This window comes from Klebsiella sp. P1927, from assembly GCF_018204675.1.
In the GTDB taxonomy this organism is placed as follows: domain Bacteria; phylum Pseudomonadota; class Gammaproteobacteria; order Enterobacterales; family Enterobacteriaceae; genus Klebsiella; species Klebsiella pneumoniae.
Genome location: NZ_CP073377.1, coordinates 1,161,903 through 1,183,520 on the forward strand (window position 1 = coordinate 1,161,903; position 21,618 = coordinate 1,183,520).

Genomic DNA, 21,618 nt, shown 5'->3' on the forward strand with positions numbered 1-21,618 from the left:
GGTTACCCTGCCGTTTTTTTTGTCTGTTATTCCGGACTGGCGATGCCGAGGCGGGCAAGAAAACCGCTAATCCCTTCCCGGGCCAGCAGATCGCGGAGCTGCAGCTGTTCTGCCGGAGTCATCAGCTGTAGGGTTTCCGTGATTTGCCGCCAGATCGCGTCTGCCTCATTGACCAGGTATGCACCTGGCGATTCCGCGAGATGATTGTCGGTAAGCAGATGGCGTCTGGCAGGGATGTTGGTCAGAAACTCGCGTACCGGTTGGTCGATAACCACCAGTCGCGCTCGCCCCCCTTTAACGCCGGGTATTGCTTCGGTGCGCCATTGTTTCTCGCGAACCCAGCGATTGATCGTTTGTCTGGCCAGCCCCAGGCAGTCGGCAAGCTCTGCGGGCGTCATTTTATCTTTCAGTTTCATCATGGTTTACCGATCGCGGATCCCTAACCGAAGCAGTAACCCGGTGATCCCCTCGCGCAGCAACAAAGACATAAGCTGCTTCTGCTCGCTGGGGGTGAGTTCTTTACTGAGGGTCAGCAGCAGCGATTCCAGATCGCTATCATGGGGAGAATAGATGCCGGGCGTCTCCGCCACCCGCTGGGCGCTGCGGATAAACTCCCTGACTTGCTCATTGACATGGACCAGGCGCGCTTTGCCGCCCTGGACGCCAGGTCGCGGAGAGGTTTGCCAGCCTTCTTTCCGCACCCACTTATTGATAGTTTGCCGACTGTAGCCGGTTAGATGGGCAATTTCTTCAGGTGTCATTCGTTCCTTGAGCATACTATTTCCTGAGTAAATGTATGGGAATTAGCTGCCCATGTTATAGCATCCTTTTACGTGAAAAGGTGACCTGTTTAACTTCTGACTGCGATAAGGCTCGCAATGTCAGCAAGTTGCCTGCTTTTTCAGCGATTGAATCGGGAAGGATAATTTTGCCGTTGACACCTGAGCGAGGAATTCATATTATGCCGCCCGTCAACACGACACGCTTTACGTTACGGGGCTATAGCTCAGCTGGGAGAGCGCTTGCATGGCATGCAAGAGGTCAGCGGTTCGATCCCGCTTAGCTCCACCAAATTCTGCACCCAGCGGATTTGGTTCGTAAAGAAGTCCTGTGGGGCTATAGCTCAGCTGGGAGAGCGCTTGCATGGCATGCAAGAGGTCAGCGGTTCGATCCCGCTTAGCTCCACCAAAATTCAGAACCCTCGCTTCGGCGGGGGTTTTTGTTTTTAGCGGGTTTCATGTAAAGCACTTTCTGGTTACGTCAGTTAATCTCCAGCAATTAAAATCGAAAGTAATTTCAGACTTTTTCCTGATAATTCGCCTTGCCTGCCCTAAATAAGCAACATAACATTTCCCCCATTAAACGTGATGAGGTTTCTGGAGTTTTAATTAACAATAATGCTTGATAAAATTAACATTAATATCAAAAAAACTCTATTGGCCTTTATCATTTGTTTAGTCGCTATTCCGCTGGCTCGTTTTATTTCACCGCAAACGATAATTGACGGCAACCTTATTTATATTGCCTGGCTGCCAATCAGCGTGATGTTTTCTGTTATTTTTATCTTTGGCCGCTATGCAATTGCGCCATTAATTCTCGCGTTTGCCATCACCAATAGTTTTCTCATTAAATTAACGCTGCCGCAGGCGTTTATCTTACTTTTTTGTCAACTGTTCGCCGTGTTTGTCTCCTGCGCTATTCTGCGACTGTTGGTGGGGAAGCGCTGGCGCTGCGGTCCAACGGCAAAACATATGGGGGCGCGGATCTTCTGGGGCGGCTTCTTCGCGCCGGTGCTCCTGAAAATCACCATGTATCTCGCCGGACAATATTTTGCGTTTCCATTAGCTATTACCAGTTACTTTGGTAGTATGCCGTTGATTTATACTGTAATAGATATCCAAAGTTTAATCAGTGCGGCATTAATTTTTACGACGTTTCTTTATTATCCAATGCGGATGATTATCAGTCCGCGCTACGCCCGACGTTTCTGGCAGCAGGAATGTTTACCGTGGCTGGCACCGCAATATCGCTCCTTTACCCTATATTGGTTTATCGCGTTGGCGGTGATATTAACGCTATTGTGTGCGCCGTATCAGTCTGAATTTATTGCCGGTTATTTAGTTCCGGTTATTTTTATTGTCTACTTTATCGGTATCAGTCGAATAGGCCATGCGCTATTGCGTATTTCATGGTCTGTCTCGGCCTTTTTGCTGGTGGTATATAACAAAAACTTTCTCCAGGGGGTGCAAAGCGAGTATTCACTCTCCTTTGTGCTGTCGGTTCTGATCTCCTTTACTATCTGTTTGTTTTATATGGCCGACATCTATGCCCGCAGCGACCGCAACAAACGCCGCTGGCGTAGCCAGGCGGAAGAGGATCCGCTGACCGGCTTGCCTAACCTGCGCGCGCTGGAGAGCCATTTACAGAGCTGTCCTCAGCAGGCTATCTGCAGCCTGCGTATTGATAATCTCGACTTTCTCAGTCGGCATTATGGTCTGATGATGGGGGTGGACTGTAAACGGCAGATTATTCGGGCGCTGCAACCGCTGCTGGGAGCGGCGGATAAAGTCTTCCAGGTACCGGGCAGCGAACTGATCCTCGTGCTTGATGGACCGGAGCCGTCGTCCCGCTTGAACCATATGGTCGCGGTCCTCAACCACAAAAAGTTCAGCTGGCACAATCAGCCGCTGGATTTGGAGTTTGGCGCGGCCTGGGGCCGCGATGACGGTCAGGGTGAGGGACTTTACCAGATGCTGGGCCAGCTAAGCTGGCTTTCCGAACAGGCGGGCAGTGAACGTCGGGTGCTGGCGCTGGACGAGGAGCAGGATCTGGTGGTGGATCAAACTACCGAGCAGGTGCGCCTCCTTATGCGCGTCAAGCAAGTGCTCAAAGATCGCGCGCTGATGCTCTATGCGCAACCGATTCAGAATCCGGAGGGGGAGGGTTATCATGAGATCCTCACGCGCATGCGCTGTGGCGATAGCGTCATTATGCCCGACCGATTCATTCCGCTGATTGTGCAGTTTAACCTCAGCCAACGTTTTGACATGCTGGTGCTGGAGACCTTGTTCAGTATGCTCCATAAGCATCCCGGCCAGCGATTCTCGGTCAACCTGCTGCCTGCAACTCTGATGCAAAAGAACAGCGCAGGGCAGATTATCGCGCTGTTTCAACGCTATAGCGTCTCGCCAGAACTTATAACTATTGAGGTGACCGAAGAGCAGGCCTTCTCTAATGCGGACACCAGTCGGCAAAATCTTGAAGCGTTGCGCGCGTTTGGCTGCGCCATCGCTATTGATGACTTTGGCACCGGCTATGCGAACTATGAACGTCTGAAACATCTACAGGCCGATATCATTAAGATTGACGGCTGCTTCGTCCGCGACATCCTCACGGACCCGCTGGACGCCATCATGGTGAAATCGATTGTCGAGATGGCGCGGGCGAAACAGATGAGCGTGGTGGCGGAATATGTCGAAAGCGAACCGCAAAAAGCGCGCTTGCTGGAGCTGGGCGTGAATTATCTGCAGGGTTATCTGATCGGTAAACCACAGCCGCTGGGTGAATGACGGGCAAAAAAAAGCCGGGCATTGCCCGGCTCAGATGACTGACGTCTGTTACAGAACCAGCGCCGCAATCGAGGCGGACAACACGCTAACCAGCGTGGAGCCGTACACCAGCTTCAGACCGAAGCGAGAAACTACGTTGCCCTGTTCTTCGTTCAGACCTTTGATCGCCCCGGCAATAATACCGATAGATGAGAAATTGGCGAAGGAGACCAGGAAGATAGAGATAATGCCTTCCGCGCGCGGGGAGAGCGTCGAGGCAATTTTCTGCAGATCCATCATGGCGACGAATTCATTGGAGACCAGTTTGGTAGCCATAATACTGCCCACCTGCAGCGCTTCGCTTGCCGGCACACCCATCACCCAGGCGACCGGGTAGAAGATATAGCCGAGGATACCCTGGAAGGAAATGCTATAGCCGAACCAACCGGTCACGGTGGCGAACAGGGCATTCAGCGCCGAGATCAGCGCGATGAAGCCGATCAACATCGCCGCCACGATAATCGCGACTTTAAAACCTGCCAGAATATACTCGCCCAGCATCTCGAAGAAGCTCTGACCTTCGTGCAGATTCGACATCTGCAGATTTTCTTCGCTCTCTTCCACGCGGTAAGGGTTAATTAATGACAGAACGATAAAGGTGCTGAACATGTTGAGCACCAGCGCCGCAACGACATACTTTGGCTGCAGCATGGTCATGTAAGCGCCTACGATGGACATGGACACGGTGGACATCGCCGTCGCCGCCATGGTGTACATGCGGTTGCGCGACATTTTGCCGAGAATATCTTTATACGCGATAAAGTTTTCCGACTGGCCGAGGATCAACGAGCTCACGGCGTTGAAGGACTCCAGCTTGCCCATGCCGTTAACTTTCGACAGGACGGTACCGATCGCGCGAATGACAATCGGCAGGATACGAATATGCTGCAAAATGCCGATCAAAGCCGAAATGAAGACGATAGGGCACAAAACTTTGAGGAAGAAGAAGGCCAGGCCTTTATCGTTCATGCCGCCGAACACGAAGTTTGTCCCTTCGTTGGCAAACCCGAGGAGTTTTTCAAACATCTCGGAAAATCCTTTCACAAAACCCAGACCAATATCGGAGTTGAGGAAGAACCAGGCCAGCAGGACTTCAATGACAAGCAGTTGAACAACATAACGAATACGGATCTTTTGGCGGTCATGGCTGACCAACAGGGCCAGTATAGCCACCACAACGATCGCGAGGACAAAATGCAAGACGCGGTCCATAGTTGCTCCAAATATGAGGCAGGTTAAATTTCCGTGCACATTCTATGCAACGGCTTTAAAGAAAACGAGATCAATTGCACACTATTGCAAGGAACTGTGACCAATGGCAAAAATAGTGATCCAACATCCACTTTTGTTATGTTACGTAAAGGTTTTAAAAGTTGCATTCTTGTACTACTCTTAATAGCGGGCTGGATCTCGTTTTCTGACGCCCGTATTCGATTTCCGGCCAGCTATTGTTCCCTTCTATCACAGCAATCATTATCTCCATTCTAAATGAACTTGATAATCATTCGCATTTTGATAGCATGAAACATAGCAAAGGCTATATTTCCAGAGGCAGAAGATGACTAGCAGTCGCGTTGAGAATAGCAGTAGTCGCGCCGCGCGCAAGGTGAAGCTCGCCTTAATGGGCCCGGCTTTCGTCGCTGCCATTGGCTATATCGATCCGGGTAATTTCGCCACTAACATTCAGGCCGGCGCCAGCTTTGGCTACCAGCTGCTGTGGGTCGTGGTGTGGGCTAACCTGATGGCGATGCTGATCCAGGTGCTTTCTGCCAAACTGGGCATTGCCACCGGCAAAAACCTGGCCGAGCAGATCCGCGACCATTACCCGCGTCCTGTTGTCTGGTTTTACTGGGTACAGGCGGAAATTATCGCTATGGCCACCGATCTGGCTGAATTTATCGGCGCCGCAATTGGCTTTAAGCTGGTGCTCGGCGTGTCGCTTCTGCAGGGGGCGGTGCTGACCGGGGTGGCGACTTTTCTGATCCTGATGCTGCAGCGGCGCGGGCAAAAACCACTGGAGAAGGTGATCGGTGGATTGTTGCTGTTTGTCGCCGTGGCCTATGTCGTGGAGTTGATCTTTTCCCAGCCCGCGCTGGCTCCTCTGACGAAAGGGCTGGTGATCCCCACGCTGCCCAACGGGGAGGCGGTATTCTTAGCCGCCGGGGTACTGGGGGCGACAATCATGCCGCACGTCATTTACTTACACTCATCGCTGACTCAGCATCTGCATGGCGGAACGCGAAAAGAACGCTATAACGCGACCCGCTGGGATGTGGCGATCGCCATGACCATTGCCGGGTTCGTCAATCTGGCGATGATGGCGACCGCTGCGGCGGCATTCCACTTTAATGGCCATACCGGCGTCGCCGATCTCGATCAGGCCTACATGACGCTGGAGCCGCTGCTGAGCCACGCGGCGGCGACCATCTTTGGCCTCAGCCTGATTGCCGCCGGTTTATCGTCGACCGTGGTGGGCACTTTGGCAGGTCAGGTCGTTATGCAGGGGTTTATCCGCTTTCATATTCCGCTGTGGTTTCGCCGGGCGATCACCATGCTGCCGTCGTTTGTCGTCATTCTGCTGGGGCTGGATCCTACGCGCATCCTGGTAATGAGTCAGGTGTTGCTCAGCTTTGGCATTGCGCTTGCCCTGGTGCCGCTGCTGATATTTACCAGCAATGCGAAGCTGATGGGGGACCTGGTGAATACCCGTTGGGTGAGAGGCATCGGCTGGGCGATAGTCGCTATTGTGGTGAGCCTGAACGGCTGGTTAATAGTGGGGTCGCTGCTCGGGGTGGATTAATTGATTCCTGATGCTGAATAAAGTAAAGGGGAGCCGATGGGCTCCCCTTTTCGTTTGTTAGTGATGGCCATGTCCATGACCGTGACCGCGCCCACCCGGGCCGCGTCCCCAGCCGCCGCGGTGGTCATCGCGGTCGTTCCAGCCAGCACGATAGCCGCGCTCCCAGGCTTTATCTCTGCCTTTGTACCAGCCTTTGTGCCAGCCGTTGTCATGACGATGCCAACGGTTATCACGCCATTCATAGTGACGACGCCAGTAATCACGGTCGCGCCAGCTGCCACCGTCCCAGTAGTTACCGTAATTGTCACGATCGCCTATTTGTAATTTTACCGACGGCAGCAGGGTGATTTCACCAGCGTTAGCGACCAGTGGCCCTGCGGCCAGCAGTACTGCTGCCAGAATCAGTGACCTGAACATACTCTTCTCCTTCACGATCGGGGCCGTAAGCGGCCTGTTAACCTGATATTACGGGCCGGTAAAGACCCGCCGCATCGGACGAACTCCGAAAGCGCAGGAAAGAGCACTTTTTGCTAAAGTAACATTTGCTTTACAGCGCAAGGATGGCGTCGATGGCCGCGCACTCCTCGGTGGTGAAATGGCGATTCTGCAGCATGCCGACGGCATCATCCAGTTGCGCGGTTTTGCTGGCGCCGATCAGCACCGAGGTGACTTTCTCTTCGCGCAACACCCAGGCCAGCGCCATCTGCGACAGCTTCTGCCCACGCGCTTCCGCCTGCCTGTTAAGCTGACGAATTTTTTCTAATCGGGCAGGAGTCAGTTGTTCCGGCTGCAGAAAACGACTGCTGCTGGCGGCGCGCGAGTCGGCCGGAATGCCGTTGAGATAGCGGTCGGTAAGTTGCCCGCCGGCCAGCGGTGAAAACGCTATGCTTCCAATCCCTTCCGTCTGCAGAAAATCCAGCAGTCCTTCTTCCACGCCGCGTTCGAACATCGAGTAGCGAGGCTGGTGAATGATGCAGGGGGTGCCGAGGTCGTTAAGGATCTTCACCGCCTCCCGCGCCTGGGCCAGAGGATAGTTGGAGATCCCGACATATAGCGCTTTACCCTGATGAACCAGATGATCGAGCGCACGCATCGTTTCCATCAGCGGCGTCTGTGGATCAGGCCGGTGATGGTAAAAAATATCGACGTATTCCAGCCCCATGCGTTTAAGGCTCTGGTTAAGACTGGCTACCAGATATTTTCGCGATCCCCAGTCGCCGTAAGGGCCGTCCCACATCGTGTAGCCTGCTTTAGTGGAGATGATTAACTCATCGCGATAAGGCAGGAGCGACTCTTTCAGGATGCGGCCAAAGTTGCTTTCCGCCGAGCCCGGCGGCGGCCCATAGTTGTTGGCCAAATCGAAATGGGTTATACCGAGGTCAAAAGCGTGCAGGAGCATCTGCCGGCTGGTTTCCACTCGCGTTTCATCGCCAAAGTTATGCCACAGGCCAAGGGAAATAGCCGGTAGCTGCAGACCGCTGCGGCCGCAGCGACGGTACTCCATCGTTTGATATCGCGTGGTGCTTGCCTGGTAAACCATTCTTCCTCCGCCGACAAAACAGGATGTGTATACGTTTACACTAAACAATGTTCTGCGTGGAGTACACTGCTTTTTCTGCGTAATTATTGCTTTACACTGCCATTATCAGCTCCCATCTGGACAGGCGGATCGCTTATTCAATACTCAAATTACACCTGCACCAAAATGAGGATAATGGATATGCAACCGACCTACACTATTGGGGATTATCTGCTGGATCGCCTTGTCGACTGCGGTATTGACCGCTTGTTCGGCGTGCCGGGAGATTACAACTTACAGTTTCTCGATCGCGTCATCGCGCACAGCGCCTTGGGGTGGGTCGGCTGCGCCAACGAGCTGAATGCGGCATATGCCGCTGACGGCTATGCGCGCATCAAAGGGGCCGGTGCGCTGCTGACCACCTACGGCGTCGGCGAATTGAGCGCGCTGAACGGCATTGCGGGTAGCTATGCGGAACATATTCCGGTATTGCATATTGTCGGTGCGCCCTCTACCGGCGCCCAGCAGCGCGGCGAACTGCTGCACCATACCCTCGGCGATGGCGATTTTCGCCATTTCGCCCGCATGAGCGAGCAGATCACCTGTAGCCAGGCGCTGCTGACCGCCGGCAACGCCTGCCATGAAATCGACCGTGTGCTGCGCGATATGTTGACGCATCATCGCCCCGGCTATTTGATGCTGCCAGCCGATGTCGCCAGAGCGGCAGCGATTGCCCCAGCCCAGCGCTTGCTGGTGGAGCCCGCTCCGGCGGATGAAAACCAGCTTGCCGGGTTCTGCGAACATGCCAGCCGCCTGCTGCGGGGCAGCCGACGCATTTCCCTGCTGGCGGACTTCCTGGCGCAACGTTATGGCCTGCAGAAGACGCTCCGGGAGTGGGTGGCGAAAACGCCTGTCGCCCATGCGACGATGCTCATGGGCAAGGGATTGTTCGATGAGCAGCAGAGCGGGTTTGTCGGCACCTACAGCGGGATTGCCAGCGCGCCGCAGACCCGGGAGGCGATTGAAAACGCCGACACCATCATCTGCATTGGCACGCGCTTCACCGACACCATCACCGCAGGATTTACCCAACATCTGGCGCGGGAAAAGACTATTGAGATCCAGCCCTTCGCCGTCAGGGTGGGCGATCACTGGTTCAGCGGGGTGCCGATGGATAAGGCTTTGGCCGCGCTGATGACGCTTTCCGCCCCGCTGGCGGCGGAGTGGGCTACGCCTCAGGTCGTGGCGCCGGAGGCTGAGGAGGGCGCTGAAGGCGAGTTGACCCAGAAAAATTTCTGGGCGACGGTGCAGGGCGCCCTGCGTCCGGGGGATATTATTCTCGCCGATCAGGGGACGGCCGCCTTTGGCATTGCGGCGCTGAAGCTGCCCTCTGAAGCATCGCTGATCGTCCAGCCGCTGTGGGGCTCGATTGGTTTTACTCTCCCGGCCGCCTATGGCGCACAAACCGCGGCGGCGGAGCGGCGGGTGGTGCTAATTGTCGGCGATGGCGCGGCCCAACTGACCATTCAGGAGATGGGCTCCATGCTGCGTGATAAGCAAAAGCCGCTTATTCTGCTGCTGAATAACGAAGGGTATACCGTGGAACGGGCGATTCATGGTCCAGAGCAGCGCTACAATGACATCGCTCTGTGGGACTGGCAGCGGCTGCCGGAAGCCTTCGCCCCTGACGTTGCTTCGCGCTGCCGGCGGGTCACTCAGACGTCTGAACTGCGGGAGGCGATGACGGAGAGCATCACCTCCGATACCCTCACCCTGGTAGAAGTGATGCTGCCGAAAATGGATATCCCCGATTTCCTGCGCGCGGTGACGCAGGCCCTTGAGGAGCGAAACAGCCGCGTTTAATCGGTATGCCGTTTGGCAATCATCAACGGTCTCCCGGCCAGCAGCAGCCAGGCCGGGAGCATCACCATACACAACAGCGGCAGCAAAGTCGTATCCGGGACCACCACGGCGGCCATAAACAGGCTCAACCAGCCGTCGCGAGTGACGACCAGCACCATGCCGAGGATCGCGCAGGAAACGGTGATTGCCGCCGGCACTGCGTCAACATGAGCATGCAGCATCAGCCCCAGCGCTACCCCGACGAACACCGCCGGGAAAATTCGCCCGCCGCGAAAGCCGCTGGCTGAGGCAAGAACCAGGGCCGCCAGTTTGACCAGCGCGATAAGCAGAAAATCCGCGGCGGTTAGCGTCTGGCTGAAGGCCAGCTGCTGCATCTCATCCAGCCCTTTAAAGAGCGTTAAGGGCCCGCCTATCGTCCCCACGATCCCCAGCAGCAGCCCGCCGATACCGAGGGTCAGGATTGGATTTTTCAACCGATGCATCAGGGCATGCAGTCGCGGCAGACACCAGACGGCCACCATGCCGACGGCGATAGCGATCAGGGCGACGATAATGCCGCTGAGAATATCAACGAAGCGCATCTGACCATAGTGCGGGATCGGCAGCGAAAAATGGGGATGGAAAAACAGACCCGTCGTCAACGCGCCGGCGGCGGCGGCGAGGAGGGGAGCAAAGAGGCGATCCCACAGTGGCGTATCGTTGCTGCTATTGAGGGTTTGCGAAAAAATCAGCGCGGCGGCAACCGGGGTACCGAAGAGGGCGCCGATGGTGCCTGAGGCCGCGAGGATGGTCCAGTCCAGCGAGCTGACGCGCGGAAACAGTCGGGAGCCGACAGCGACAGCCAGCGCGATATTCACCACCATAATCGGATGCTCCGGGCCGAGGCTGACGCCGCCGGCGAGGCCGAGGATCAGCGCGGCCAGGAGTCCGGGCAGCGCGCCGGTGGCAATGGGAGCGCCGATTAACGACTCGGTCGCTGGATCCGGCCCGGCGTGCCCGGGGCTGTAACGAATGACCAGACCCACCGCGATGCCTGTCGCCGTCAGCATGGCGATGATCCACAGCGGGCTGTCGGCGCTCACCCCCAACTGCGCGGGCAGATTGCTCCACAGCACGCGCTGCAGCAGCGCGGCAACCTTCATCGCCACGATCAGGATCAGGCTGCAGGCGATGCCTATCAGGATGGCCGGCACCGACAGGATCAGCATTGTTCTGGCGCGAGGATGGAGCATGGAAATGTCCTTGTAAAAGTGCTGGAGCACTACTTTGCCTTCGTCAGCGGAGACCGTCGATGCAAATGGTGCTGAAACGATAAAGTTAAGGTGACATCTGATATCCGGCGCGTCCTTTACAGGCTACCTTGCATAGATTACAAACTAAATGTGACCTGTGTCGCTAAACAAGGGGCGTCTGCGCGTTGGACGTTGTTGTTAAGCCGCCATGAATTTACAGTGTGCCAAAAGATTTATTTTGACTTTAGCGGAGCCGTAACGGAATGACAAAATTTGCTTTAGTAGGAGATGTCGGGGGGACCAACGCCCGCCTGGCGCTATGTGATCTGGCGAGTGGAGAGATCTCTCGCGCAAAGACCTATTCCGGGCTCGATTACCCCAGTCTGGAGGCAGTGGTGCGCGTCTACCTCGAGGAGCACCAGGTAACGGTCAACGAAGGTTGTATCGCCATCGCATGCCCGATTACCGGCGACTGGGTGGCGATGACCAACCATACCTGGGCTTTCTCTATCGCCGAAATGAAGCGCAACCTCGGCTTTGCCCATCTGGAGATAATTAACGATTTTACCGCTGTTTCAATGGCCATTCCGATGCTGAAAGCTGAGCACCTTATTCAGTTTGGCGGCAGTGCGCCGGTAGCGGGCAAACCGATCGCCGTTTATGGCGCCGGGACCGGGCTCGGCGTGGCGCATCTGGTCCACGTTGATAAGCGTTGGGTCAGCCTGCCGGGCGAAGGCGGTCATGTTGATTTTGCCCCGAACAGCGAAGAAGAAGGGATCATTCTGGAAGAGCTACGCGCCGAGCTGGGGCATGTTTCCGCAGAACGCGTGCTCTCAGGTCCCGGGCTGGTCAACCTGTATCGCGCGATTGTCAAATCGGACGGCCGACTGCCGGAGAACCTGCAGCCGCGTGAGGTGACCGAGCGAGCGCTGGCGGACAGCTGCACCGACTGTCGTCGGGCGCTGTCGCTGTTCTGCGTCATTATGGGACGCTTCGGCGGTAACCTGGCGCTGACCCTCGGGACGTTTGGCGGGGTGTATATCGCCGGCGGCATCGTGCCGCGCTTCCTGGAGTTCTTTAAAGCCTCTGGTTTCCGCGGCGGTTTTGAAGACAAAGGCCGTTTTAAAGCTTATGTTCAGGATATCCCGGTTTACCTGATTGTGCATGATAACCCAGGCCTGCTGGGCTCCGGTGCGCATCTGCGTCAGACGCTGGGCCAGGTGCTTTAAGCATTCTTCTCCCGGGCTACCGTCGTAGCCCGGATGGCGGTGCTTTCCGCTCTCTACAGATTCATCAGCTGGCGAAACTCTTTCACTTTACTGCGACTGACCGGAACCTGAAACTCCAGGTCACGCAGGCGCAGCACATAGGTGTTGTTGAACCACGGCTCAATTTCCCGAATTTTGCTGAGATTTACGCAATACGAGCGGTGGCAGCGGAAGAAATGCGCGGTGGGCAGTTTGCTGCAGAATTCAGTAATGTTCATCGGCATGACGAATGACTCCCGGCGGGTATAGACGAATGTCATCTTTTCATGTGCCTCGGCATAATAAATATCATGAATACTGGTGACGATGATCCGCTCATCTTTGATCAGATTGATGGTGTCGTTTTCCCGTGGCGCTGCGCTGGCTAATCCTGAAGCAGCGTTATTTTGCTGCTGCCAGGCGGTGGTCAGCTTTTGCAGCATATTGATGATGCGCGACTCCTGGTAAGGTTTCAGGATGTAGTCAAAGGCTTCCAGCTCAAAGGCTTCCACCGCATGTTCTTTCCACGCGGTGATAAAGACGATAAAAGGTTTATGGGCAAACTGGCTGATGTTTTGCGCCAGCAGAACCCCGTCGAGCGACGGAATATTGATATCGAGAAAGATGGCGTCGACCTTGTTGTGCTGGAGAAATTTCAGCACGTCCAGGCCGTCGTCAAAGCTGCCGACGATCTCCATCTGGCTATGGGTGTTAATAAGCCAGGAGAGCTCCTGCTGGGCCAGAAACTCATCCTCCACAATGATAACTTTCATCTTTTCTCCGCTCATGACAACAGCGACTCCGTCAGCGCCTGCGGCGTAGAGTTATTGGGGACATAAAAGGCGATTTCGGTTCCCGGCGTCAGATTGCGGATATGCAAACCCTCGCCGTAGAGAAGTTTCACCCGATGATGCACATTGAGCAGGCCGATTTTGTTACCCGGCATCTCATCGGCTTCCACGCGGGCGACCACGGCGGGATCGATACCGTTGCCCGTATCGCGAACGCTGATGCGTACCCGATTGCCGCACTCGTTAATGCCGATCGTCACCACGCCTTTGCCTTTACAGGGTTGAATACCGTGAACGATGGCATTTTCCACCAGCGGCTGGATAAGCAGGCTCGGGATCACGCAGCTGACGTCGTCGTCAATATCGTAGATGACCGTCAGCTTGTCGCCGAATCGCGCCTGTTCAATAGCGATATAATCTTTGATCTGATACAGCTCTCGTTTGATATCAATCTGCTCATCGTCTTTTAATTCGATGTTATAGCGCAGGTAGCGCGACAGATTAAAAATGAGCTGGCGCGCGGTGTCCGGATTAAGGCGAATCGAGGAGGAGATCGCGTTCAGCGCATTAAATAAAAAATGCGGGTTAATTTTGCTTTGCAGGGCGCGCAGCTCCGCTTTGTTGGCCATCTCCCGCAACTGTTCGGCGCGGGAGACTTCCAGCTGGGTGGAGATTATTTGCGACAGGCCAATCGCCATCTCCTGCAGCGTCGAAGTGATGCGATGGGCGTGGCAGTAATAGATTTTTAGCGTGCCGGTCACCACCCCTTTTTCCCACAGCGGGATCACCATCAAGGAGTGGATCTCCGGGGTACGGTGGGCTTCGTCATTGTTTTTTATGATGATTTTCCCATAACGAATCGCCTGCCGGGTGGTGGGGCTAATCATATCGTCGTGGCGTTGATAGTTGGCTTCACCGACGCCCACGTAGGCCAGCACGTGCTCGGTATTGGTGATCGCCACCGCGTCGGCGGTAATGTCGCGGCGGATAATCTCGCAAACCTGGCGCAGAGAATCGCTGTTAACGTGTCGAAACAGCGGCAGGGTTTTGTTGGCGATATCGAGCGCCAGTTTCGCCTGCCGCGCCGCGCTGGCCTCCTTTTCCCCTTCAACGCTCTGCACCAGCAGCACGATAAAGCCGATGCAGACGCTGCCGAGGATCATCGGGATACCAATTTTCGAAACAATATCTACGCCGAGACTCAGGGAAGGCGCCCAGACCACCACCAGGATCATGGTCAGAGTTTCACACATCATCCCCGCCAGAATGCCGATTTTCCACCGTTGTTCGCGGGCCACTTTACGATTAATCAACCCCGACAGCAGGCCGGCGACAATGCTGGTGATAAAGCAGGGCACCGCGGTCACGCCGTCGATATCAATCAAATAGCGGTGCACGCCGGCAATCGCCCCGACAATCGCGCCCACCCAGGGACCAAACAGGATCCCACCGGACATCACGGCGATAATGCGGACGTTCACCAGGGACCCCTCAACCGGGACGCCGGACCAGGTACTAAATAGCGCGAACAGCGAGAAAATGGCTGTCACCGCCAGCAGCTCTTTCGGAGTATGGGCCGACTTATGCAACAGTTCGCGGAACAGGCGCAGGCGAATAAGGAAAAAGAGGCAAATAAGCATCAGGGCCGCACGATCATAGACCGCCAGCATCATAGTAAAGATTTCGTGCATGGGTGCGCCGCGTCAGTGGCCAGAAAGGGACATGATAAAAAACCTGACGGCAGAAGACCAGCCGTGGAACCATAAAGCGGAAAAGTCACACTTTTTAAAGGGGATTAATTAAAAAGCATCGCGATAGCGGCGGTCTTCGCCATTAACGATAATATTCTGTGTTAAGAAAGATATCAGTGTGTTACCACTTTTATACAACCCGGGATTATTCCGCCAATGAACTGCCGCATTTAGCGCAGTCGATACCCGTTTTATATGCAAGGGAATATTTTTTAACGGGCCTCTCGACAACATGAATTTTTTCAGGTTATTTTCTAAACGAGCCGCAACAGCGGCAGCGTCGCTCGGACGGTCCGGGCGCTAACGTTAATTAGAGGAACCTATGGCTGAATCCAGTCCTGAACGCCGTTTTACGCGTATCGATCGTCTCCCTCCGTACGTTTTTAACATTACTGCTGAACTGAAAATGGCTGCGCGTCGGCGCGGCGAAGATATTATCGATTTCAGTATGGGTAATCCCGATGGCGCGACGCCGCCGCATATCGTGGAAAAACTCTGCACCGTTGCTCAACGGCCTGACACCCATGGTTACTCTACCTCGCGGGGGATCCCGCGCCTGCGTCGCGCCATTTCACGCTGGTATGAAGAACGCTATAACGTCGATATCGATCCGGAATCGGAGGCGATCGTCACCATTGGTTCGAAAGAGGGGCTGGCGCACCTGATGCTGGCGACGCTGGATCATGGCGACACCGTACTGGTGCCGAACCCCAGCTATCCGATTCATATCTATGGCGCGGTGATTGCCGGGGCGCAGGTGCGCTCAGTGCCGCTGGTGGAAGGGGTGGATTTCTTTAACGAGCTGGAACGCGCCATCCGCGAGAGCTATCCGAAGCCGAAGATGATGATCCTTGGCTTTCCCTCAAATCCGACCGCGCAGTGCGTCGAACTGGATTTCTTTGAAAAGGTTGTCGCTCTGGCGAAGCAGTATGACATTCTGGTCGTCCACGATCTGGCCTATGCCGATATCGTGTATGACGGCTGGAAAGCGCCCTCCATCATGCAGGTGCCCGGCGCGCGAGATGTCGCCGTCGAGTTCTTTACCCTGTCGAAAAGCTATAACATGGCCGGCTGGCGCATTGGCTTTATGGTGGGTAATAAGACTTTGGTGAATGCCCTCGCTCGTATCAAAAGCTATCATGACTACGGGACTTTTACTCCGCTGCAGGTGGCGGCGATAGCTGCGCTGGAGGGCGATCAGCAGTGCGTGCGCGATATTGCCGAACAGTATAAGCGCCGTCGCGATGTGCTGGTCAAAGGGCTTCATGAGGCCGGCTGGATGGTGGAGTGTCCGAAAGCGTCTATGTACGTGTGGGCGAAAATACCGGAACCTTACGCCGCCATGGGGTCGCTGGAGTTTGCGAAAAAGCTGCTTAATGAAGCGAAGGTTTGCGTCTCGCCGGGGATTGGCTTTGGCGACTATGGTGATACCCACGTCCGCTTCGCGCTGATCGAGAACCGGGACCGTACGCGCCAGGCGATCCGCGGTATCAAGGCGATGTTCCGCGCGGATGGTCTGCTGGCCTCCGCGAGCTAGCGCTGCGGGCAGTACGGCAAAATAAAAACGGGAGCATGAAGGCTCCCGTTTTTTTTGACACCGCTGCAGTCTAGATCATCAGGGCAAAAGTACCGGCCCAAACGATGACCATAAAAGAGAGGCCCATAAAGAAGTATTTCACGACTCATCACTCCACGCGCTTGTGCGACGTTCAAATGAATTAATTGTTCTGTTTTTCAAGGGCTGTCGCCAGTGTAACTTCACCCTGCAGCAGCCCGTAATTCTGTGCGTTTAGTGCTCCAGATGGCGCTAATGTACGCCTAAAAAATCAGGGAAACAAGAGGCATTTTTTTATTAATTTTTAGTTACTTACGAGTGTCGTGATTCGGCGACACATTAATTTCACAGGGTAATAAATTTAGCGCCAGCGACGCGAAGGAAACGGGTTTTAGCGATGGGGCGGGCGGAGAAGGCCAACGAGAGCGCGCGGCATTATCTTTGCCACGCGCCGCCGTCGGTTCAGGGCAGGTCTGAGGCGCGCTGTCGCCACTCGGCCGGGTAGTGTGCCGGGATAAAGCGCAGCGTCAGCGCCATGAGTAGCAGGACGCAGATCGCATGCCAGGACCAGTCAAGCGTGTAGTTCCCGCTCAGGCTACGCAGCAGGCCTGAAAGCCAGGGCGACAGACCGGCGATGATAAATCCGATCCCCTGCATAAAGGCTACCAGCCTGCCGGCCACCGCCGGTTGTCCGGCGTGATCCAGCGCCAGCACCAGGCACAGAGGAAACGCGCCGCCCAATCCCACGCCGCAGGCAATGGCCCAGAGCGCAGAGAAATGCTCTGGCAGCCAGATAAAGCCGCAGAAGCCAATCAGCTGTAGCGCCAGCGCTAGCAGAAGAAGCTGGCGCCGATCCTCCTGGCGAGCCAGCGCCGGGAGCAGCAGCGCGCCGGCGGTTTGCCCGACGGTCAGCAGCGCCAGCAGCGAACCGCTGTACTGGGCGCTGTCGCCTAGCTGGATGTAGTAAGGAGGCAGCCAGGCGATCAGGCTGGCGTAACCGGCATTGATCAGTCCGAAATAGAGTCCCAGCGTCCAGGCGCGGCGCTGGCCAATAATCGCGACCCGGGAGGAAGCGCTGGTCTGATGCGGTGCGCGAGGCAAATGCCGACAAATCGCCAGCCAGCTGAGCAGAGCCAGGAGCGCAGGGAGCGCCCACCAGGCTAGCGCATCATGCCAGGCCGCGCTATGTGACGCCAGCCATGGGGTGAACGCGGCGCCTAACCCGCCGCCGCCCATCAGCGCCGCTGACCATAGTCCCATCACCAGCGGCGTCCGTCGGGGAAAGAGGTGCTTAATTACCGCCGGGATGGCGGCCTGAATAATGCCGATGCCAATTCCTCCGGCCAGAGCGCTGGTGAGCAGTAAGCCACTATTCGGGGCGATTTCCCGCAGCAGGGCGCCTGCCGCGATAATCAGCAGGCTCAGCGCAATACTGCGCTTTTGACCGATATAGCGATCGACCCAGCCAGCGGCCAGCGCCAGCACCCCCATCGCGATCACCGGCAGCGCGGTCAGGAGTGCGGCCAGGGTATAGCTCATGCCGCTGGCTGCGCGGATGTCCGGCAGCAAAGGACCAATGGAGGTAAGCAGCGGCCGCATATTGATCCCAGTCAGTACCAGGACTGCCAGCGTCAGGTTCTGTCGCAGCGCTGGTGTCATGACTGCCGTTCCGCCCAGCGCTGATAAAGTTCAGTTCCCTCCGGCTGCGGGCGATGATGGATCGACAGCGTTTGCTGGGCCAGCGGCTGCTGCAGCTGCTGATAAATCGCGGCGGTCGAGAGCTGAAAAGGCTCCCCGTCCTGATTGCTATTGGCGAAAAACACTTCCCGCACGCCGGTTAAATAGAGCGCGCTCAGGCACATAGGGCAAGGTTGTCCGCTGGCATAGATGACGCATTCGCGCAACACCGCGCTTCCCAGTCTGGCGGCAAGATCGCGAACGGCGTTCAGTTCGGCATGCGCCGTTGGGTCACCGCTCAGATGAAAGGTATTGACGCTTTCAGCGACAATCTCATCATTCCGCACCAGCACGGCGCCGAAGGGGCGCCCACCGTCAGCAATGTTTTGTTTTGCCAGCACTAATGCGCGCTGAAGATAACGATCGTGAGCGGACATAGTCACTCCTGCATAAAACGATGTTAAAGGTGAAATATGTTGAGGGTCGTGCGAAGAGGGTACGTCTCTTGTTTTATAAGTTAAAAGACTTATTTATGATAATGCCTATTGGAATTTCTTATAGGTGGGCCGATGCTTCTGCGCCAACTTTCCTACTTTATCGCTGTGGCTGAACATTGTGGCTTTTCCCGCGCCGCCGCGGCGCTGCATGTCTCCCAGCCTGCGCTGTCACAGCAGATACGCCAGCTGGAAGCGATGCTGGAGGTTCAGCTTTTCGACCGCTCTGGCCGACGTATTCGCCTGACCGATGCCGGTGAGATCTGGCTGGAGTATGCCCGTCGCGCGTTACGCGAGCTTGAGGAAGGTCGGCGCGCCTTGCATGACGCAGAAGATCTCCAGCACGGTAAACTCCGCATTGCAATGACGCCAACTTTCACTACCTATATGCTGGGCCCGCTGATGGAGGCGTACTACCGACGCTATCCTGGAGTAAAAGTGCTTATCCAGGAGATGAACCAGGAGCGGATGGAGGCGATGCTGCTGGAGGATGAACTGGATGTGGGGATTGCCTTTGACGATTGCCGGTCACAGGAGATTGTGGTTCAGCCGCTACTGACGGAAACGCTTGCGCTGGTGGTGAGCCGTGCGCATCCGCTGGCAGGAGAGCGCGACTTGCAACTGCAGGCTCTCGACGCCCAGCCGCTAATTTTACTGAGCAGCGAGTTTGCTACCCGCGAGCAGATTGATCGTTATTGCCGCCTTCATCGGCTCGAACCAGACGTGCGGATGGAGGCCAACTCCATCGGGGCCGTTCTGTCGGTTATTCGAAGCACAACGTTAGCAACGCTGCTGCCGGCGGCGATCGCCGGACAGTTTGATGATGTGGTGGCGATTGAGCTAAGACCTGCGCTGCTGCAGCGCACGGCCTGTTTATTGCAGCGGCAGGGCGCCTGGCAGAGCGCCGCAGCGCGCGAATTCATCACCCTGGCCCGAGAGAATGCGATAACGATTGAGCAGGAAAACCGCCAGTCCCTTGCCTGAAGGATTACGTTACTCGCCGGCGAACTGCGACTCACGGCTGGCTTCGCTGCCGATATCGCCTTCATCGGGCTAGGCATTCTCTATAAGCATGCCTTCTTCCTTAAGCCTTTCCAGCACGTGATGAAAGAGCTGAGTCTTGTCTGGCTCAGCCATACTCTGCAACTTCTCATTAAATACAGTATGGGACTGAACAAGATAATGGATAAATTCCAGCAATACCTCACTTTGCGGCAGGACGGTTAATTCCTGCTGGATGTAACGGGTTTGATCCAGTAGCGGATTTTTCGTCACGTCCATAGGCCGGGCGCTAATACTGTGGGCGTATATTTTCTCAATGGCCTGGCTGGTGATATAGATGCGGTTCAATGATATCGAGGGGCGTTCGTCTTCCTCTGGAATGAAATGACAATAAACAAATGGTTTATCCGGCAGCATCATGCTGAGGCGGTTTTCGAAAAGAATATCATCTGGCGCCTCCAGCAGCGCCATTAGGTTCCGACAGTGTGGATGCCAGAGCTCTGAAGCAAATACCTTTACGTTGAACTGGGTTACCGTATTTCCGCGCAGGGTTTCCATCGTCGGAATATCGCCTTCAAGCCGCAGAATGCTGCGGATATGGGAGTGTTGCGACCAGACTGTTTCTCCTGCCTCGACTGAGGTAAATGGATTAAACGCGCTGGTTACCTCTTTTTCCTGATGGGAGAGGACGGCGATTTTTAATATTCCCGGCGTTGGGTTAAGCTTAAGACATAGATTGATTGCGCCTATATCATGCCAGTGAAGAATGTCTTCGAGTTCGCAGTTTAATAATTTTTGCGCCCGCGCCAGAGAGCAATACTCCATTGGCGGTAAATTATTTAGCTTCCAGATATTCCGTTCTGTAATATTCATAAGAATTGTATGTCGATGAAAAAATAAATCGCCATGGTGAGCAAAAGTATCAATGACAATGATTTATTTTTTCTGCTGACTTCCTTTACCTGATTAACAAAATCCATTCACATTGAGAATAATATATCGATAAATTGGCTGTTTTTATTGTTTTGCTGCCGCATATTTACTCTTTCCCGTTATCTTATCATCTCTTATTCGTAGAGAAAAATAGTTTGCTGAATATAAGCGTTTCTTCCTGTTTAGCAGCAATATTTAAGGTGAGTATGAGCGGAGCACGAAAAAAGGGACGGTCAATTTGGCAAACTTTGTGGTCGGCAGGAAGTATCAAACAGACGCCTGCGGCGCCTGTCGAACCTACCTGTGGTTATTGCGGCATAGACAGGAAGCGGTCACCCGGTTGCGCGATGGCATACCAGGCCATCATTTCGGCAGTGCCTGGCTGGCCTTCAGCAGGCGCCCAGGCCATAGTGTCCATTTCGGCAAGCGGTTGATAAGCGCCTTGTTTGACTTCAAATACCATGCCGCCTGCGTCGAGCGAGAGCACCGTATGCCAGGTGCCAGCCTCCATTTCCAGCGCCGTGCAGGTTTCACCCAGCACCACCCGGCGGGTAACCACGCCGTGGTCATCAAAATTCAGTACCACAAATCGGCCTTTCAGCGGCAGTAAAAGTTCGAAGGTATGTCTGTGCCGGTGGGGGCGGATATAGGTGCCGGGTTCCATGGCGATGGCCAGACGCTGTATCGGGTCGCTTAGTTCGGGATGAAAATTGCGATGGGCACGCAGGCGCGGAGCACTGGCTGCCGCTTCGCTCTGCTGCTGCATATCGCTGAGGGTGATCTGTTTCATATCAACGCCTGGCTCCTGTATCGTCCAGAGAAGGTTGTAAAAGGTCGCGGCTAGTGACTGAAAAAGTCAGAAGGTATTGTACGCAGAAATGCGCGTTGCTGTCGGTTTATTGTGTGCGTGATTGACAAAGACACGTTCCTTTCTGGCAGGACTAACCATACTGAAATCGTTGGCTAATTATGATTACGAGAAGAATACGTTCTGGCTGGCGTTTAAGTCATCGTGGTGAATGGCGGGCAACGTTTATATGGTGTCCCCTGCAGGAATCGAACCTGCAACTAGCCCTTAGGAGGGGCTCGTTATATCCATTTAACTAAGGGGACAAGGCGGCACGAGTATAGCGTTTTTTGCCCGCC

General features: G+C 55.2%; 21 protein-coding genes and 3 tRNA genes. 9 read left to right on the plus strand and 15 right to left on the minus strand.

The features are described from left to right. Positions 1-26 precede the first annotated feature (26 nt). The gene (locus KB892_RS06005) at positions 27-419 is read right to left on the minus strand and encodes a MerR family transcriptional regulator (protein WP_002913435.1); all 393 of its coding nucleotides are present in this window, start codon (positions 417-419) and stop codon (positions 27-29) included. 3 nt (positions 420-422) lie between these two features. Next, on the minus strand, positions 423-776 hold the full coding sequence (locus tag KB892_RS06010; RefSeq protein WP_002913434.1) for a MerR family transcriptional regulator: 354 nt from the start codon (positions 774-776) through the stop codon (positions 423-425). Between the two features lie 219 nt (positions 777-995). Here KB892_RS06010 and KB892_RS06015 point away from each other — a divergent pair. The 3 genes from KB892_RS06015 to KB892_RS06025 all read left to right on the plus strand — a co-directional run bounded on the left by KB892_RS06015 (position 996) and on the right by KB892_RS06025 (position 3,569). Then, positions 996-1,071, plus strand: a tRNA-Ala gene (locus KB892_RS06015). A gap of 41 nt (positions 1,072-1,112) precedes the next feature. Further along, positions 1,113-1,188: transfer RNA gene (locus tag KB892_RS06020), tRNA-Ala, on the plus strand. Between the two features lie 209 nt (positions 1,189-1,397). Continuing rightward, a complete protein-coding gene (locus KB892_RS06025) occupies positions 1,398-3,569 on the plus strand; it encodes an EAL domain-containing protein (protein ID WP_004151096.1) in 2,172 nt (723 codons plus the stop codon). 48 nt (positions 3,570-3,617) lie between these two features. Here KB892_RS06025 and nupC read toward each other — a convergent pair whose 3' ends face one another. Next, the gene (gene nupC / locus KB892_RS06030; protein WP_002913423.1) at positions 3,618-4,820 is read right to left on the minus strand and encodes a nucleoside permease NupC; all 1,203 of its coding nucleotides are present in this window, start codon (positions 4,818-4,820) and stop codon (positions 3,618-3,620) included. Positions 4,821-5,166: 346 nt separating this feature from the next. On the opposite strand from nupC, the gene KB892_RS06035 reads away from it, so the two are divergent. Next, entirely contained in the window at positions 5,167-6,408 is a 1,242-nt protein-coding gene (locus tag KB892_RS06035) for an Nramp family divalent metal transporter (protein ID WP_002913421.1), read from the plus strand. A gap of 57 nt (positions 6,409-6,465) precedes the next feature. Here KB892_RS06035 and KB892_RS06040 read toward each other — a convergent pair whose 3' ends face one another. Further along, positions 6,466-6,825, minus strand: coding sequence for a DUF2502 domain-containing protein (locus KB892_RS06040; protein ID WP_002913419.1), 360 nt, complete (start codon positions 6,823-6,825; stop codon positions 6,466-6,468). A gap of 130 nt (positions 6,826-6,955) precedes the next feature. Beyond that, entirely contained in the window at positions 6,956-7,948 is a 993-nt protein-coding gene (gene mgrA / locus KB892_RS06045; protein ID WP_002913417.1) for an L-glyceraldehyde 3-phosphate reductase, read from the minus strand. Between the two features lie 180 nt (positions 7,949-8,128). Here mgrA and KB892_RS06050 point away from each other — a divergent pair, with 180 nt between their 5' ends. Next, the gene (locus KB892_RS06050) at positions 8,129-9,790 is read left to right on the plus strand and encodes an alpha-keto acid decarboxylase family protein (protein ID WP_004159719.1); all 1,662 of its coding nucleotides are present in this window, start codon (positions 8,129-8,131) and stop codon (positions 9,788-9,790) included. Here the strand turns inward: KB892_RS06050 and KB892_RS06055 are convergent. Continuing rightward, a complete protein-coding gene (locus KB892_RS06055; protein ID WP_004154521.1) occupies positions 9,787-11,022 on the minus strand; it encodes an ion channel protein in 1,236 nt (411 codons plus the stop codon). The genes KB892_RS06050 and KB892_RS06055 overlap by 4 nt on opposite strands. A gap of 263 nt (positions 11,023-11,285) precedes the next feature. On the opposite strand from KB892_RS06055, the gene glk reads away from it, so the two are divergent. Continuing rightward, entirely contained in the window at positions 11,286-12,251 is a 966-nt protein-coding gene (gene glk / locus KB892_RS06060; protein WP_002913377.1) for a glucokinase, read from the plus strand. Positions 12,252-12,304: 53 nt separating this feature from the next. Here glk and KB892_RS06065 read toward each other — a convergent pair whose 3' ends face one another. Further along, positions 12,305-13,042: a LytR/AlgR family response regulator transcription factor gene (locus KB892_RS06065; RefSeq protein ID WP_002913374.1), complete on the minus strand. Its 738-nt coding sequence runs from the start codon at positions 13,040-13,042 to the stop codon at positions 12,305-12,307. An 11-nt stretch (positions 13,043-13,053) separates the two neighbouring features. Continuing rightward, the gene (locus KB892_RS06070; protein WP_004149230.1) at positions 13,054-14,751 is read right to left on the minus strand and encodes a sensor histidine kinase; all 1,698 of its coding nucleotides are present in this window, start codon (positions 14,749-14,751) and stop codon (positions 13,054-13,056) included. On the opposite strand from KB892_RS06070, the gene KB892_RS06075 reads away from it, so the two are divergent. Then, positions 14,750-14,863, plus strand: a complete 114-nt coding sequence (locus KB892_RS06075; RefSeq protein WP_004153200.1) for a hypothetical protein — start codon at positions 14,750-14,752, stop codon at positions 14,861-14,863. The genes KB892_RS06070 and KB892_RS06075 overlap by 2 nt on opposite strands. Here KB892_RS06075 and KB892_RS06080 read toward each other — a convergent pair. Further along, positions 14,860-15,045, minus strand: coding sequence for a hypothetical protein (locus KB892_RS06080; protein ID WP_062955006.1), 186 nt, complete (start codon positions 15,043-15,045; stop codon positions 14,860-14,862). The two genes, KB892_RS06075 and KB892_RS06080, sit on opposite strands and share 4 nt — an antisense overlap. Before the next feature lie 88 nt (positions 15,046-15,133). Between KB892_RS06080 and alaC the strand changes: the two genes are divergently transcribed. Next, on the plus strand, positions 15,134-16,348 hold the full coding sequence (alaC, locus tag KB892_RS06085; protein ID WP_002913372.1) for an alanine transaminase: 1,215 nt from the start codon (positions 15,134-15,136) through the stop codon (positions 16,346-16,348). 70 nt (positions 16,349-16,418) lie between these two features. On the opposite strand, the gene ypdK is transcribed toward alaC, so the two are convergent. From ypdK to KB892_RS06100, 3 genes are all read right to left on the minus strand, one after another. Continuing rightward, positions 16,419-16,490 (minus strand): membrane protein YpdK, encoded by a 72-nt coding sequence (gene ypdK / locus KB892_RS06090; RefSeq protein WP_099119320.1) that lies wholly within the window; start codon positions 16,488-16,490, stop codon positions 16,419-16,421. A 338-nt stretch (positions 16,491-16,828) separates the two neighbouring features. Then, the gene (locus tag KB892_RS06095) at positions 16,829-18,025 is read right to left on the minus strand and encodes a cyanate transporter (protein WP_004151099.1); all 1,197 of its coding nucleotides are present in this window, start codon (positions 18,023-18,025) and stop codon (positions 16,829-16,831) included. Further along, complete coding sequence (locus KB892_RS06100) at positions 18,022-18,480, minus strand: nucleoside deaminase (RefSeq protein WP_002913370.1); 459 nt, start codon at positions 18,478-18,480, stop codon at positions 18,022-18,024. Before KB892_RS06100 ends, KB892_RS06095 begins: the two co-directional genes overlap by 4 nt. 132 nt (positions 18,481-18,612) lie before the next feature. Between KB892_RS06100 and cynR the strand changes: the two genes are divergently transcribed. Next, the gene (gene cynR / locus KB892_RS06105; RefSeq protein ID WP_002913369.1) at positions 18,613-19,521 is read left to right on the plus strand and encodes a transcriptional regulator CynR; all 909 of its coding nucleotides are present in this window, start codon (positions 18,613-18,615) and stop codon (positions 19,519-19,521) included. A 69-nt stretch (positions 19,522-19,590) separates the two neighbouring features. Here cynR and KB892_RS06110 read toward each other — a convergent pair whose 3' ends face one another. The 3 genes from KB892_RS06110 to KB892_RS06120 all read right to left on the minus strand — a co-directional run bounded on the left by KB892_RS06110 (position 19,591) and on the right by KB892_RS06120 (position 21,585). Then, a complete protein-coding gene (locus tag KB892_RS06110) occupies positions 19,591-20,412 on the minus strand; it encodes a hypothetical protein (protein ID WP_071177718.1) in 822 nt (273 codons plus the stop codon). Positions 20,413-20,779: 367 nt separating this feature from the next. Beyond that, positions 20,780-21,262: a WbuC family cupin fold metalloprotein gene (locus tag KB892_RS06115; protein WP_002913367.1), complete on the minus strand. Its 483-nt coding sequence runs from the start codon at positions 21,260-21,262 to the stop codon at positions 20,780-20,782. 248 nt (positions 21,263-21,510) lie between these two features. Further along, a tRNA-Arg gene (locus KB892_RS06120) sits at positions 21,511-21,585 on the minus strand. Positions 21,586-21,618: the final 33 nt, after the last annotated feature.